Source organism: Acinetobacter shaoyimingii (assembly GCF_011578045.1).
Taxonomy (GTDB): domain Bacteria; phylum Pseudomonadota; class Gammaproteobacteria; order Pseudomonadales; family Moraxellaceae; genus Acinetobacter; species Acinetobacter shaoyimingii.
Map to the genome: position 1 here is coordinate 3,518,447 of NZ_CP049801.1, position 14,992 is coordinate 3,533,438.

Sequence of the window (14,992 nt, forward strand, 5' to 3'; positions counted from 1 at the left end):
CCTGCACATACGTAAATAAGTTAAGACTGCGACAGATCATGGTGTAGTTCCTCCTGTCGCTTGCTGTAATGCACCTTGAGCCGTTGTATTGGTCGCTGGCGCTGCAGAAGCAGGCGCTTGTTGAGCTGAAACGACACGTACAGTCGGTTTATTGGTTGTGACCTTATCGACTAACTGTAGACCTTCATATCCACGACCTGAACCCACATTTGCCCCACCTGCCGAATTCGAATTACCACTGATTAAACGGAAATTGACTTTTACGGCTAATGACGGTTGCTGACTACTTGCCCATGTCATTTCAACCACACCATTGGTTTCACGGCGCTGTGAATTATCAATAAGTCGGTTAATTCCATACTCACCTGGTGCTTCAAAGATGGTATGGGTTTTTCCTTCCAAGTCGACAGCAGTAATACGTGCACCTGGTACCGCCCCTGCATTCGGCCAAACGAAATTCACCCATTGTTGAATGCCATTTTCATAGGTCATACGCTGCCCATCGATATCGATGGTATATGACAACAATTGTGGATTCTGCAATGGATAGAACTGGAAGTTAGATTGATTAGCAGCTGCTGGTGCTGGTGTACCTGAAGATAAGCCACCCGTTGCAACCCCATTGGCAGGCGCAACATAACGTTGGAAATTGCTAACGAATTGCGGATTTAAACTAATTCCTTGATCCTTCCAAGTCTTAGACGTCAAAGTATAACCACGACGAATCACAAGTGGGTCTAAGGTCTCTTTCACAAAGTTAGCAATACTGCCTGTTTCACCAAAGATCTGCGCAATTTCACTGCCAGTAGCCTGAATGGTTGCCGAACTATTAAACGGTACTTTCTGACTTAAATTTTGAGTAAACGGTTGATACGCCTGCATCACCCAAAGTTTGTTAATTTCATCTTGTGCTGGCGGAATTAAACTTTCAAACGCTTGCGTCAATGGACTCACAAGTAAGCGTTGAATCAATTTATTGTCCATATCATTCAGCCCTACAGACAATTTTTCATCCACCAACTTTTGTGTGGTATTAAATACAGAGTTTTGATCACTAATCGTTTGCTTAACCAAAGCCATTGCACTTGGACCAATATCACCCGCATTACGTAAATCACTATACTTACTGCGGACTTGAGACATACTCTCTAAGTACTCATCAAGCAATGATTTGTTTTGCTGATCATCACGTTTACGTACAAATTGATAGAACACTTTGAACTCTTGCGAAATTGGACCTTGTGCCTGCGTTGCAGCACGCTGAATTTCACTGGCATTGTCTTGTCTTAATACTTTGCGTTTAAACCATGCAATAAAACCAGTTTTAGGTGCAGCCAATTCAGCCTGAACCACTGGGTTATCCCAGCTGGTTTCTTTGGCAGTGCGTTCCATAAGCGTGCGAATTGGTGAATTTTGCGGTTCCCCTAGCACATCAATTGATTTCATTTGCTGAGCAAAATCAGGTTGTTTTGCATAGTAAATGCCGTTCAGGAATTTCTTCCATTCTGCAATATATTCTTTCTTATACAGATCAGTTAATTGTTTACGAATTTGATCAGGACTACCACTAAAAGTTAAGTCATCTGACTGGTTACTGTTGAGTACCCAGTCGCGAGAATCTGTTGGGCTATTTGCCGCCTCATCAATCGCTTTTTCAACATAGTCTTTCCAAGCTTTTTCAGTAAACACGCCTGGCAGTGCATAGGATCCAAGTACAATTGAACGATTCGCTTCACCCACAATTTGCGCAGTGGTGACAGCTGGGAAACGTACTGCTGCCCGCATTTTAATTTCGTTATACACACGATCACGCGCAGGCATACCTTTCATAACAGCCAATAATACTTGACGGCTTTGATCGACCAACTGCGTATCTGCAGAAACTGCAGGGAACTTTTCATCATTAGCCAATGTCATGGCATAAGACAAAACTTGTTCTGCTTTTTGGATCATTTCACCACGTGGCATTTGACCACGATTCGACTCTAACCATGAGCGCCAGAAACGAGTGACCTGATCACTTAAATGTCCAGCTTCCATATATTGCTTTGGATTGCTCATCATCAAGTAAGCTTTTAAAGCATTGTAAGCATCTTGCGGATTGGTATCTGAAGGTTCAAGATATTCTTGTGTTTTTGGTGCTGCAACTTGCTGAATTTGAACATTGACATGATTGGCTTTTAAAGTGGCTTCATTGGCTTTCACACGCTGTAAGAACTGTGCAATGTTTTGCTGTGTTGGTTCCAATACAATTTGCTCAACACCTTTTAAATATTCAGTTTTGAGCTTATCGCGTAATACATCACCTTGATATAAGCCAAAGCCAAATTTCATAGGACGCTTTTCTTCAAAGCTATCGAGCTGTTGTAAGCGCTGTTGTAAAACCAATAAGGCATCCAACTGAGTTGACAACTCTTGACCTGAAGTTTGCTCCATTTGCACAACTTTATTTAAATCTGCTTGAACATCGGCAATAAGTTGTTGGTTATTACGATATGACCAAACCCATAGTCCTAAAATCACAGATACCCCTAAAAGTGCTGCAATAAAACTCAAATATCGCTGACGCTTTTTCGAGGTATTAATATGTTGTTTAACCAGGTTCTTATCTTTCAAAATGACATTTGAAAATAGACCTTTGAGGAAGTAACCATGGTTTTGTGAGACTGAATTTTTAGGAATACCATGTTCACTATTTGGAATCTTATTCAGTCGGAATTCCTGTGCAATCTGCTCAGTCATCGGACTTTCAATCGTTCCTTCCTGTAGCGCACTGGTAAAATAAAAACCACGGAACACCGGTTTAAACTGGAACGGATTCTCTTCAAATAAAGTACCAATAAATGTCTTTAATGCTGGTTTTAAACTTTTAAATTCCAGCGGAAAGGTCATCACACTAGGCGAAATATTTTGCGCATGTCGGCGACTTAAGTGCGTAGTACTGACGCTTTTTAAACCGTCGTATAAAATATTGTAATGCTGCTCGAAAAGATCAGCTGCATTTTCAGAAGAATCAGGTTTATAAGGCAGTGTTGCCCCCCAAACTTGGTCGAATTCTTCTTGTTCATAACAATCAAAGAATTCTGTAAAGCCTGCGATCAAATCCATTTTTGAAAAGACCAAATACACAGGTGCAAAGATTTCTAAACGTTCAGTTAAGTCCTGAATACGTGCACGTAAATTTTTGGCTAACTTTAATGAACGCTCAGGACTTTGGCTGACCAGTTCAGCAATACTGACCGTCACGATCAAACCATTAATCGGTGCTTTTGAACGGTTTTTCTTGAGTAAATTTAAGAAACCAATCCACTCTGAGTGATCCTCTGAATAAACGGAATAACGACCTGCAGTATCTAACAACACCCCTTCTGTTGAAAAAAACCAATCACAGTTTCGTGTACCACTTAAACCTGAAGACACCACTTTTTGGTGCTTTTCTTCAAATGGAAATTTTAGACCTGAATTATAAATCGCTGAACTTTTACCTGCGGCTGGGTTACCAATCACCATATACCATGGCAACTCATACAATGCGGCATTGCCTTTTTTATCGCCCAGCTTAGACTTACGAATCAATTGGATTGATTCTTTCATTTGCTGATTTACAAGCTGAAGTTCTTCTTTGTCTTTTTGTTTACCGTATTCTGCTTCAGTATCTTTACCAATCGCCTCAGCAAGCTCTTCCCCTTGTTGAGCATGACGTTTGCGTTGAATAAACCAGTAGATACCATAGCCAATAAGACCTAACACATATGCTGCTGCCAAAGGCCAGAAATACTGTCTTGGAATTGTGTTATAAGCAGAGACCAACGCGACAAAAAGCGATAAGGCAATGATCGCTTTTGGGTTGGTAACGTACTGCCACACGTAGCCTAATATTGTATACATTGTATTCTCATTTTTTTCATTAAACTTTATAAACGCTTTTGATTTAAACCGTCTTATTCACATTATGCTGATGCTTGTTCTAACACCGTTTCTGGTTCCGAAAATGGTTGAATAACGCATTGCGTTCGAGGCTGATCACAACTATAAACCAAGGATAAAACCTCATCAGGCGCGTGCATTGCGATCATAAAACCAAAAATTTTCGCTAAATGTTCAGTTTGACCAACACTCTGTTTTATAAATAAATAATGGTGTTGTTCAATATTGGTTTGTTCAAAATTTTTCTCTAAGCGCTTAATGACCTTAATATCTGCAGGGTCGTCCAATTGGATCACAAATGGGTCCTCATTTTGATATTGCGGTAATTCTTTGCTGTTCAATTGCTCTAAGGTATTGAAAAGTTGATGATCATTCAAAGCAATTTTTATTGTTTTTTGTGGTGACAATTGATCAACCTGTAAGGTTGTATTGGCAACAATACAGCTACCAACAAACTCAGCAGGAATATATTGATCTGACATCCACGTCTTTTCATCTACAGTATCTTGATCTATTTCTGAATCAACCGCAATGACCAAACTTATTTGATGATCCATTTTTTGAATGTGTTCAAGTAAATCAAACCATTTCTTATAAGCTGTTTCTTTACCCCAATAATGAAACTCCACGTGGAACATCTGCGGTAAAATACCGATTTCATTGAAAAACTCAGTGAGCTTTTCTAAGGCTAAGCTTTCATCACTGGTATGCAATTGATCTTCCGCCAAGATCAAATGCACATTTAAACGATTTAACTTGCTGACTTGATGAACTGTTCTTGGTTGATCATAACTATCATCTACCTGAGCATTAGGATCGATCCAAGCTGGATGCATACGATATTCATGTGCAAGTTGTGTGTCATAAAACAATGCAGAATTTTTAAGATGTTGTGAAATCATCCAAAGTGTTTCGGCATGTTGTTGTAACTGATATTTCATGAGTGCTGAAATACGTGCCTGACGCTGACTTAAGCCACTTTGATTATCCCATTCATCTGAATCAATATCTGTAATCAAATCATCAAGATCTGCTATTCGATAACTTAAGATTGGTAAACCATATCCATTTTGCAATTTTTGGTCTAATTCTGGACTCTGAAAGTTTTTTAACCCTTCCCAAATGGCTTGGTCTTCACCTAGAGCACTATAGCTATGTGCAGAAAACACATTGAGGTTCAACCATCTGATTTCTTCTGGTTTTTCTTCGATGGTCTGTTCGTCTTGCTGATTGTTCTGACGCTCAAGTTCTTTTTGTTTCTTAATTTTATTTTCTTGATACCACTGCTTAATAAAGAATGGCATTAACAGCAACAATGAAATTGCAAAGGGAACTAAACCAAAGAATATCAGCATGTCCTGTGTATCAGGATCATAATTAATATCGCGCCAATATAAGACAACAATGGTCGAGACAAGGACCAATACTGTAATGAATACACCCAATATAATTTTTATCATTATTTATGCCACCCCTATTAACGCATAGCGAGTTTCGCGGTTATGATCTGGTGCATCTGGCTGCAGAAAAGCACCCTGACTGAGTCCCATAGACTGCTTCGAAGTTAAACAAATCGGTTTCACTTCTTGCTTATCTAAAATGAGTCGCAAATCGACTAAAAGTGTTGGACTGCACCAACTTTTTAAAATGTTTTTTAACTTTATACTCAGTTGTTGATTGGGTAAAAATTGTAAATAAGTTTCACGATTTAAAGGGCCTATTTGGATTTCAATTTTGCCATCAATTTGTTTAATCGTATCGCCACAGAATGTATTGATCCCTAGTAAACTGGGTTGATTCCCGCCAAGTTTGGTTTTTTGATCTTCCCCAAGTTTAAATTTTTCTTCAATAAATTCTTCAACAGCTATATCTTGCTTAAATACACAGCTCAACATCGTTTTCAGTGCGTGTGCTGTATTGTTTTGTCCCTGCATTAAACCGGCAAATTCAGCAAAATAATCATCCAACTCTCTTTGCTGATGTTGTTCACTCACATAGCCATTTAAAGCATGCAAAATTTTGAGGTAGTCGTTTTCTTTTTCAACTTCATAACGAATAGGTAAATGATAAGTAATACATGAATCTACATATTGTGCAGTCAATTTATGATTAAACAATCCTAAAAACTTAACCACTTCTGCACGCAAACGACGAGGAGCTTGTTTCACCTTATTGGTATAGCTATATGGCAGCGCCCCTTGCATGCCTGTAAGTCCTACCACCAAATTGGTTAAATGGACTTTATCTTCTTCAATTTCGAGTGATTCAACTTCAGTTTTAGGAAAGTTCAGCTCAAGAGAAGATTCAAACCTAAAATCATCTGCCCAATATTTTAAATTTTTTTGATACGGCGTGTGACGGAGCAATCGTGTTGTTTGCACCAAATCAAAATCTGTAGGGACTTTAAAAAGCTCATCAATTACAGAAGCTTCTTGCCACCAACGTTCTGAACGCATTGGTATAACTCCTGTTGAGAATTAAAGTCAAAAATCACCACATCTACAAAACTGTTCATTTGTACTTTTAAATTAAACACATGACTTAAAAGCTGACTAAAAATAAACAAACTATGACCACGGAACACTTGTTCATCGATATGTACAGTCACTTTCACGCCACGAACGAACATCGGAAATGGTTTTGCCTCGACCAACTTATGCGTCAAACTAAATTCAACTGTTTTAATTGCATCGATAATTAAATGATTTTCTTTGGTCTTTGGCAGGTTATAGAGCTCCAAAAGCTCTTTGACATGGCTCACAGCATCGCCTTTCATCAGCGCTAAAGTGTTCAATGAAAGATGTGAAATGATGCGCCACTGTTCTTTTTGATTCTGTTCAAATTTGAAGGGTAAGCTTGGACGCTTAAGCACCAGCGCACGTCTAGCCAAACTACTGTCATTGAGATTTAATATATTGTTGGACTGGCTCAACGCTTCATGGGGTAGATTTCGATTTGAACATAAAAGTCGCGTACTAATAAAATCTGACTTGGTATCATAAGGCTTTAAATGTTTTGAAATAATCGAGTAGCCAGTTTCAACAAATTTATTATGTAATTGAGCAGGATTTAAAGCATAAAAGAATTGCACATCTTCGTCATGATAATGACTCATTGCAAAAAATGGTAAAATAGGAAAAAACACCTGATCGGTATTGTTCTTTTCACGTACCATATTCATATCAATAATTGAATAGACCTGATAAAACTCAGGATGATGTGCATCCGTAATCAGTGGATACTCCAATTGCTTATGATTAATCTTTTGTGGTTCTGCACTTTTTTCGAACAGATTCACTGCAGGCGTTGAGAACAATTTAAAATTGGCAATATTCAGTTCTGAATAATTCCGAATCACGGCCTGATCATTCAAATTCAATTTAAAATGAATCAATATTTCAAATTGATGTTTGTCTTTAATCACCCCTTTTAAAACATTCAGATTCAAGTTTAAAAAGCTATATTTGTCAGGAAAACAAAAATATTCCATAAGCAAACGATAAGCATGATGAGTATGCTGATCGATAGGCAACAAACTTTGATTTTCATCAAAGCCCATCACCTCAAATGGATTATTAATAGGTACCGTGTAATTTCCTACTTTTATGGAAAATCCTGTACTTGATTTAAATATGCTGTCTAAGACTTGTAGTGGAAAATTAGAAATTGCATCCAAATAAATCGGTAATGTTTCATTGACTAACCAATTCTGCGCCTGATTAAAAACTTCAAATCCTAAAGTTAAAGTCGCATTTTGGTTCAAATGCATGTGCGCACTTGGATTGGTTTTAAAATTTAAATGCGTAAGCGCTATAGGCAACAACCGCACTTCTTGAGTTGTGTTGAACTCACACTGCACACCTTTAAAGCTACGTGATTTAAGGGTGGTTTGCTTTGGAATAACATGTGCTTCAGTTAATTGCTTAACCTTATTGATATCTTCGAAACTCACGACCGTCGCAGAAGGAAAATGACGCAGATACTGCGGAAACATCACTTCAAATAGTGCTCGAGTAAATACGTCATAACTGTCGGCTAATTTTTTATCGACACGTGCAGCAATGAGCGAAAAGGCTTGAATCAATCGCTCGATATGTGGGTCATCAATCTGTTCTTGATTTAAAGAAAGTCTCTGCGCAATTTTGGGATATTTCTGTGCAAACTCTCGTGATTGTTGACCAAATTCTTGTAGCTGCTTCTCGTAATACGGTAAGAGTTCTTCTATCACAATCGCCCCAATTTTTTAAGATCTTGCAGAAATGACATATTGTTGTGTTGTCGGTTTTAAAAAAGCATCAAAAACAACAGGTTCATACAGTGGATGAATATTGAGATATGCTTGAATACTGAGACAAAGCGACCCCATATTGTGTCCATCCAATAACATCTCAACTTTAATTTGAGTCAATCTCGGTTCATGTGCTGCAATTGATTGTTCAATCGATTGACAAATTTTATCTCGATCTGCAGGATTTGCCGTAGATAAGCCAACAAAGTCTATAATTCCAAATTGTAAAATTGATTTTTTAACCAGTTGAAAATCTTCTATTTGTTCTAATTTTGCCATTCGGCTATTCAGTAAATCTTCTAAATCTTGAGCAACAGATTCACGCAACTCTTGAATGGTTAAACCTTTGAGTTGTTCTTCTTTTTCTGGAATTAACCGATCAAATAAAGTTGACCTGAAACCAAATGGATATAAGTGATCTAAATTCATCTAATTCTTAAAATCATCATGAAGAATAGAGGCCAATAAAATTGGCCTCTACCCCGAACCACAATCTAATATTACGCAGCGTAAGAAGCTGTGTTATTAGACAATGACCATTTCTTAGTAACTGCACCCTTCTGAGTACCGTTAATATCTTGTTGATTATATGTCCACTCTACAGCAGCATATTTAAGACCAAACGCTTCTGTAGGAACACCTTCTTCATTTACAGTTGGTGTTACGCTAGATACAAGAACGTGTTTCAATTTGATTTGTAAGTACTTGATACGTTTGTCACCATTTGCACGGTAAAAATCGATCTGTACTTCATCAAATGTATAACCAGCAGAACATGCTTCCCAAAGTTTAGGGCTTGTTGCATCCAAATCTTTGATGAAAAGCATATCAGAATGTTCAACACGTTCCGCAGTATGACCACCTACGCTAGAAGAAGTTGCAGACTTAGGCTGGCGAATGTTGTGAGACCAAGAGTTCACCTCTAGCCAATCTTTGTGCTCAGTGTCACGTGATTCGCCATCAACCTTGTATTTTCCTCGAAATTGAACGTATATATCTTTCATTATTGAAGATTTCCTATTTTATTTAACGTTATTTATTATTTAGCCGCACTCTTAATTAGAGGACTGAGGTAACTCAGTGACAAGTCGCAAAGAAACCGACAACTCATCCAGCTGGAAATGTGGTCTTAAAAAAACGACCGATTTGTAGTGACCTGGTTGAGCCGGATCTTCCACAACTTTTACCGACGCTTCACGTAGTGGATATTGCGCTTTTGCTTCTTGAGAAGCGCCATCATCTAATAATACATATTGAGATAACCATTCATTTAAGAAGGTTTCAACATTACCAGCTGAAGCAAAGCTCCCTACCTTATCGCGCATCATGGCTTTTAAATAATGAGCAATTCGAGAAACTGCCATGATGTATTGGATTTGACTCGACAAAGCTGAATTGGCATTGGCCGTATCACTGTCGTACTTTTTCGGTTTCTGAGTAGACTGCGCACCAAAGAATGCTGCGTAATCTGTATTTTTACAATGAACTAATGGGATAAACCCTAGATCACTTAATTCTTTTTCGCGACGGTCAGTGATTGCAACTTCTGTTGGACATTTGAAGACCACTTCACCATCATTGGTTTTAAAGGTATGTACTGGCAAACCCTCTACAAGACCACCACCTTCAACACCACGAATAGCAGCACACCAACCATGCATATCAAATGCATTGGTTAAACGCGTACCAAAACCATATGCCGCATTCATCCACAAGTACTGGTCATGATTTTCACCAGTCACTTCTTCAACAAAGTTGAAGCCTTCTGTTGCCCATCCTTCTTTAGGATCATAAGGCAGACGACCCAACACTCGTGGCATGGTTAAAGCCACATAACGAGAATCATCACTTTCACGGAATGAACGCCACTGAACATATTCGGCTGTTTCAAAGATTTTAGAAACGTCACGAGGTCGATCAATTTCAGTAAAACTTTCAAGACCTAACATTGATGGACTTGCAGCAGAAATAAATGGCGCATGTGCTGCAGCAGCGACATGCGAAATCTGCTCAAGCAAATACATATCTGAAGGCGTACGATCAAATTCAAAGTCACCAATTAATGTCGCATATGGTGCGCCACCGAATGAGCCGTATTCTTCTTCATAGATTTTTTTGAATAAGGTACTTTGATCGAAATCTGTTGCAGCCTGGAAATCTTTAATCAACTCTTTCTTGGTCGTATTCATCATACGAATTTTGATCAGAGGATTCGAAGGGGTTTCCTGACAGAAATAATATAAACCACGCCAAGTCGATTCAATTTTTTGGAATTGCTCATGGTGCATAATTTTGCTGAGTTGAGCAGAAATAAGCGCATCAATTTCAGCAATACGTTTATCGATAGATACGGTCATATTATCAGAAACAGTAATTGTTCCTGCCATGACTTCTTTTGCTAGCTCCCCAATCAAACTTTTAGCACGAACATGTTCTTCGTCATTGCGTGCAATACGACTTTGCTCAACAATTGAATCTAATAAATTGACTTCTTCAGTCGAAGTATTGGATGCTGCTGCAGTTTGTAAATTACTCATTTTCACCTCCAGCTTCGACACTCAATTTACGAATCTGATCAGTGTTTTTAAGCACATCATCCAATAAATCTTCTAAGCGTTCGCTGTTTGAAATCTTATTTCTTAAGTCAGACAAACGTTCACGTGCTTCAACCAATTTGCGCAATGGATCAACTTGCTTCACTACATTTTCAGGTCGAAAATCTTCCATTGAATTAAATGTTAAATCGACCCCCATACGTCCGCCTTCTTCTGTCAAAGTATTTTCAACTTGGAAAGCCGCACGAGGAGCCAATGACTCCATTACTTCATCAATATTCTCTAAGTCAACATTGATGAATTTTTTATCTTTTAATTTTGTTTTTTCTAATTCTGAAGCAGCAGAAAAGTCACCTAATACCCCAACAACAAAAGGTAATTCTTTAATTTCTTTACCATCACCCACTTCAACATCATAAGTCAGTTGAACACGTGGAGGACGAATTCGCTGCAATTTCTTTTGTACACTTTCGCGCTTTGCCATAATTCTTATCCTAACTTATATTATTTAATTTCAAAGACCACCAAATGGGCTAACACGTCCACCACCTGTGTTTCCAGAATTTGAAGCTGGAGATTTAGTTGTGGTGGTTGTTTTTGTAGTGGTGGTGTTTGACTTCGTGTTTTTAGTCTTTGCAGGTTGCTTTTGTTTAACTGTTTTTGGTACGTATTGACGAGCTGGTGGCTCTTCTTTGACATCAATTACACTTAAAGGCCTAGCATTTTTTACAACATCCGTCAGCTTAGTGACTGCAGCATAGCTTTCTTCATTTAAATAACGAACTTCTTGATTGCGAATTTGATTAACCGCTTGATTTGCAATAGCCACTGAAGCCAAGAATTTAACATCAGTCAAAGATGAATGATTAAACCCTTGTGTGTTTAATTGATTGACCAATTGTAATGCTTTTAAATTACGACCAATTTTTTGAAATTGTTGTGCCGCTTGAACCAAATATGCATTTTTATTGCTGCTATTTTTTTTATCACAAACTTGTGCAAAAATACCGAGCAAAGTTGGGTCAGTCTCACCTGCTACAATTGGATTGTCTTTAACACATGATTTTTTTAATTCACTTGCGTGCGCTGTTGCGCCGAACAATGACGTTAACAAAAATGATGTGATTAGAATGCCTTTTTTCAAAATAAACCTCGTTATTAATATCTGTATTGTAAGATGAGATCTTGTAATACATTTGTATTTACCCACCCCAATTATGCTTTCTTTACTTTTATAACTATTATATTTGGTTAAAATTTAACTAAAAATTATTGTCTACGTCAAGCCATTTTTTGTCACTTTCATGACTCAATTAACGTTTTTAGTTACAAAATAATATGGTAATTTCATATATTGATACCAAAATGCGGTTTTGTTATCAAATACTTTTATGTAGAATAAATAAACACAAATTCTAACCAAAATTTAATAAGTTTTTGTATTTTATAGATTAAATTAATGAAGATTTAAATAATTAAATGCAATTATTTTGTAATTTAACGTAAAAAATATAACTGCATACCGAGAGATTAAATGAATAATTTGAAAATTTTAATTACAAAACTTTCTTCGACGACTCGCACGGCATTAGAAAAATCTGCTAATTTTTGTATTAATCAGCAAAATTATGAAATAGAAATAGAACATCTATTCTATGAGTTATTAAATCAAAAACAAAAAAATGATCTGCAAATTTTATTAGAGAAATACAAAATTTCGAAAGATGGCCTGATCGATGATTTGAAAGAAACCATTTCACATTTGCCTAAGGGGAATTCCAGAACACCTATTTTTGCTAAATCTATTGTTCGCTTACTTGAACAAGCTTGGCTGTTGGCATCTGCTGAACAAAATCCAGTGATTCGCAGTGGTCATTTATTGGTTGCATTTTTAACAGCACCAGATCTATATCAAATTGCGATTCGTGCTTCGAGCCTCTTTGACCTGTTCCCAATTGATACCATGAAACACAAATTCCTCGAATTGTGTAGTCAAAGTAGTGAACAACAATCTGATGAAGTCGCACAGGAAAGTACAGAAACAGAAGCCGCACAACAGAACACTGATGCTGCTGCAATAAAAACACCTGCGCTTGATCAATACACGATTAATTTAACTGAAAAAGCAAAAAAAGGTGGTATAGATCCTGTCATCGGTCGTGAGTTTGAAATTCGATTGATGCTCGATATTTTAATGCGTCGTCGTCAGAACAATCCGATTTTGACAGGTGAACCTGGTGTAGGTAAAACCGCCGTGGTTGAAGGTTTGGCCCTAAAAATTGCCAATAATGAAGTGCCAGATGCCTTAAAAAATGTGCATGTTCATGTCCTTGATATGGGCTTATTACAAGCAGGTGCAAGTGTTAAAGGTGAATTTGAAAACCGTTTAAAACAAGTGATCAAAGAAGTACAAAGCTCTGCTCATCCGATTATTATCTTTATTGATGAAGCACATACGCTGATTGGTGCTGGTGGACAAGCAGGTCAAAATGATGCAGCCAACCTGTTAAAACCAGCACTGGCTCGTGGTGAATTACGTACTATTGCTGCCACCACATGGGCTGAATATAAACAATATTTTGAAAAAGATGCTGCACTCAGTCGCCGTTTCCAAGTGGTTAAAGTTGAAGAACCGACAGAAGAAGTCGCAATCGACATGCTTCGCGCTATGATTCCAGTCATGGCCAATCATTTCAATTTGAAAATTGATGATGAAGCAATTGTTACTGCAGTACATTCATCGCATCGTTACATTACAGGTCGCCAACTGCCTGATAAAGCCATTAGTGTTTTAGATACTGCAGCAGCTCGTGTTGCTTTAACGCAAAACGCTCAGCCAGTTAAATTGGATCAGTTAAAAGCTCAACAGCATAACTTAAATCTTGAATTAAGCATTTTGGAAAATGAGCAACTGCATTTCCCAATTCATGATGAACGTTTAAAGAACTTAAAAGAAACCATTCAAAATTTAGAATCAGAAATTAAAGAAACTGAAGCGCAATGGAAAAAAGAACTGGGTCTGGTTCAAAAAATTAAAGACTTAGAAACCCAAGAACAAACTGATCAAGATAAGCAACAGCAAGCATTGACGAAAATTCGTGAAGAATTAAATGCGCTACAAGGTCAAAATCCTTTGGTTTTTGAACGTGTAAATGCACATATCATCAACGAGATTATTTCTGATTGGACTGGTATTCCAGTGGGTAAAATGGTCAATGATGAAATTAAACAGATTCTCACCTTAGAAGAAAAACTTGAACAACGCGTGATGGGGCAAGACTATGCCCTACATCAATTGGTTCAAGGCATTAAAACATCTAAGGCTAAACTTGAAGATCCGAATAAACCACAAGGTGTGTTTATGTTGGTTGGTCCAAGTGGTGTCGGTAAAACTGAAACAGCATTAGCACTAGCCAATGAGCTGTATGGTGGTGAGTCTCATCTGATCACCATCAACATGTCTGAATATCAAGAGGCTCACACCGTTTCATCTTTAAAAGGTGCACCTCCAGGTTATGTGGGCTATGGTCAAGGCGGCGTGTTGACTGAGGCTGTTCGTCGTAATCCTTATAGTGTTGTCCTTTTGGATGAAATTGAAAAAGCACATTCCGATGTTCAAGAGCTATTCTATCAAGTCTTTGACAAAGGCACTTTAGAAGATGGTGAAGGTCGTGTGATCGATTTTAAAAACACCACGATCTTGCTCACTTCAAATGCTGGTTCAAGCACCATTATGCAAGCCTGCCTTCAACATCCAGTTGAAGAATGGCCAAATGCTGAAGAATTACTTGAACAACTCAAACCAAGTTTATACAAGCAATTTAAACCTGCATTTTTAGGTCGTATGCGAATTGTTCCATACTTCCCTTTACATGATGATTTGTTGGTGCGTATTATTCACCATAAGATTGGAAAAATTACAGCTCGTCTTGAAAAACAGTATCAAACAAAAGTGGAATACACAGATGATCTGGTCGAGTTATTATTAAGTCGTTGTACGGAAGTAGACAGTGGTGCTCGTAATGTTGATAACATTCTGAATTCTTCTGTATTACCAGAATTAGCAACCCATATTTTAATGGCATTAGCTGATCACAAACTTCCAAAATTGATTAAAATTGACAGTAAAGACAACGACATTATTTATCAATTAGATCCAGATCAAAAAGCAAAAGTCACAAAAAAACGCTCTAGTAAAAAAATCAAAGAGACTGAAGCGTAA

The 14,992-nt window shown here is 37.7% G+C and carries 10 protein-coding genes; 1 reads left to right on the forward strand and 9 read right to left on the reverse strand.

The window, feature by feature from the left end; translation table 11 throughout:
- Positions 1-36 precede the first annotated feature (36 nt).
- From tssM to G8E00_RS16105, 9 genes are all read right to left on the reverse strand, one after another.
- Positions 37-3,888: a type VI secretion system membrane subunit TssM gene (gene tssM, locus G8E00_RS16065; protein ID WP_166226286.1), complete on the reverse strand. Its 3,852-nt coding sequence runs from the start codon at positions 3,886-3,888 to the stop codon at positions 37-39.
- Positions 3,889-3,950: 62 nt separating this feature from the next.
- A complete protein-coding gene (locus G8E00_RS16070) occupies positions 3,951-5,387 on the reverse strand; it encodes a hypothetical protein (RefSeq protein ID WP_166226289.1) in 1,437 nt (478 codons plus the stop codon).
- A 3-nt stretch (positions 5,388-5,390) separates the two neighbouring features.
- A complete protein-coding gene (gene tssG, locus G8E00_RS16075) occupies positions 5,391-6,383 on the reverse strand; it encodes a type VI secretion system baseplate subunit TssG (RefSeq protein ID WP_166012529.1) in 993 nt (330 codons plus the stop codon).
- On the reverse strand, positions 6,347-8,155 hold the full coding sequence (tssF, locus tag G8E00_RS16080) for a type VI secretion system baseplate subunit TssF (protein WP_166012530.1): 1,809 nt from the start codon (positions 8,153-8,155) through the stop codon (positions 6,347-6,349). The genes tssG and tssF overlap by 37 nt, the downstream gene beginning before the upstream one ends.
- 15 nt (positions 8,156-8,170) lie before the next feature.
- Positions 8,171-8,644, reverse strand: coding sequence for a type VI secretion system baseplate subunit TssE (gene tssE / locus G8E00_RS16085; RefSeq protein ID WP_166012531.1), 474 nt, complete (start codon positions 8,642-8,644; stop codon positions 8,171-8,173).
- 71 nt (positions 8,645-8,715) lie between these two features.
- Positions 8,716-9,219, reverse strand: coding sequence for an Hcp family type VI secretion system effector (locus tag G8E00_RS16090; RefSeq protein ID WP_166012532.1), 504 nt, complete (start codon positions 9,217-9,219; stop codon positions 8,716-8,718).
- A gap of 51 nt (positions 9,220-9,270) precedes the next feature.
- A complete protein-coding gene (gene tssC, locus G8E00_RS16095; protein WP_166012533.1) occupies positions 9,271-10,752 on the reverse strand; it encodes a type VI secretion system contractile sheath large subunit in 1,482 nt (493 codons plus the stop codon).
- Entirely contained in the window at positions 10,745-11,254 is a 510-nt protein-coding gene (gene tssB / locus G8E00_RS16100; RefSeq protein WP_166012534.1) for a type VI secretion system contractile sheath small subunit, read from the reverse strand. The genes tssC and tssB overlap by 8 nt, the downstream gene beginning before the upstream one ends.
- A 30-nt stretch (positions 11,255-11,284) precedes the next feature.
- On the reverse strand, positions 11,285-11,914 hold the full coding sequence (locus G8E00_RS16105; RefSeq protein ID WP_166226291.1) for a hypothetical protein: 630 nt from the start codon (positions 11,912-11,914) through the stop codon (positions 11,285-11,287).
- 390 nt (positions 11,915-12,304) lie between these two features.
- Here G8E00_RS16105 and tssH point away from each other — a divergent pair, with 390 nt between their 5' ends.
- A complete protein-coding gene (gene tssH / locus G8E00_RS16110; RefSeq protein ID WP_166012536.1) occupies positions 12,305-14,992 on the forward strand; it encodes a type VI secretion system ATPase TssH in 2,688 nt (895 codons plus the stop codon).

Coding starts and splice junctions, on each gene's coding strand:
- G8E00_RS16070 (WP_166226289.1), bottom strand. CDS start 5,387: ATGATAAAAATTATATTGGGTGTATTCATTACAGTATTGGTCCTTGTC.
- tssB (WP_166012534.1), bottom strand. CDS start 11,254: ATGGCAAAGCGCGAAAGTGTACAAAAGAAATTGCAGCGAATTCGTCCT.
- G8E00_RS16090 (WP_166012532.1), bottom strand. CDS start 9,219: ATGAAAGATATATACGTTCAATTTCGAGGAAAATACAAGGTTGATGGC.
- tssG (WP_166012529.1), bottom strand. CDS start 6,383: ATGCGTTCAGAACGTTGGTGGCAAGAAGCTTCTGTAATTGATGAGCTT.
- tssH (WP_166012536.1), top strand. CDS start 12,305: ATGAATAATTTGAAAATTTTAATTACAAAACTTTCTTCGACGACTCGC.
- tssC (WP_166012533.1), bottom strand. CDS start 10,752: ATGAGTAATTTACAAACTGCAGCAGCATCCAATACTTCGACTGAAGAA.
- tssE (WP_166012531.1), bottom strand. CDS start 8,644: ATGAATTTAGATCACTTATATCCATTTGGTTTCAGGTCAACTTTATTT.
- tssM (WP_166226286.1), bottom strand. CDS start 3,888: ATGTATACAATATTAGGCTACGTGTGGCAGTACGTTACCAACCCAAAA.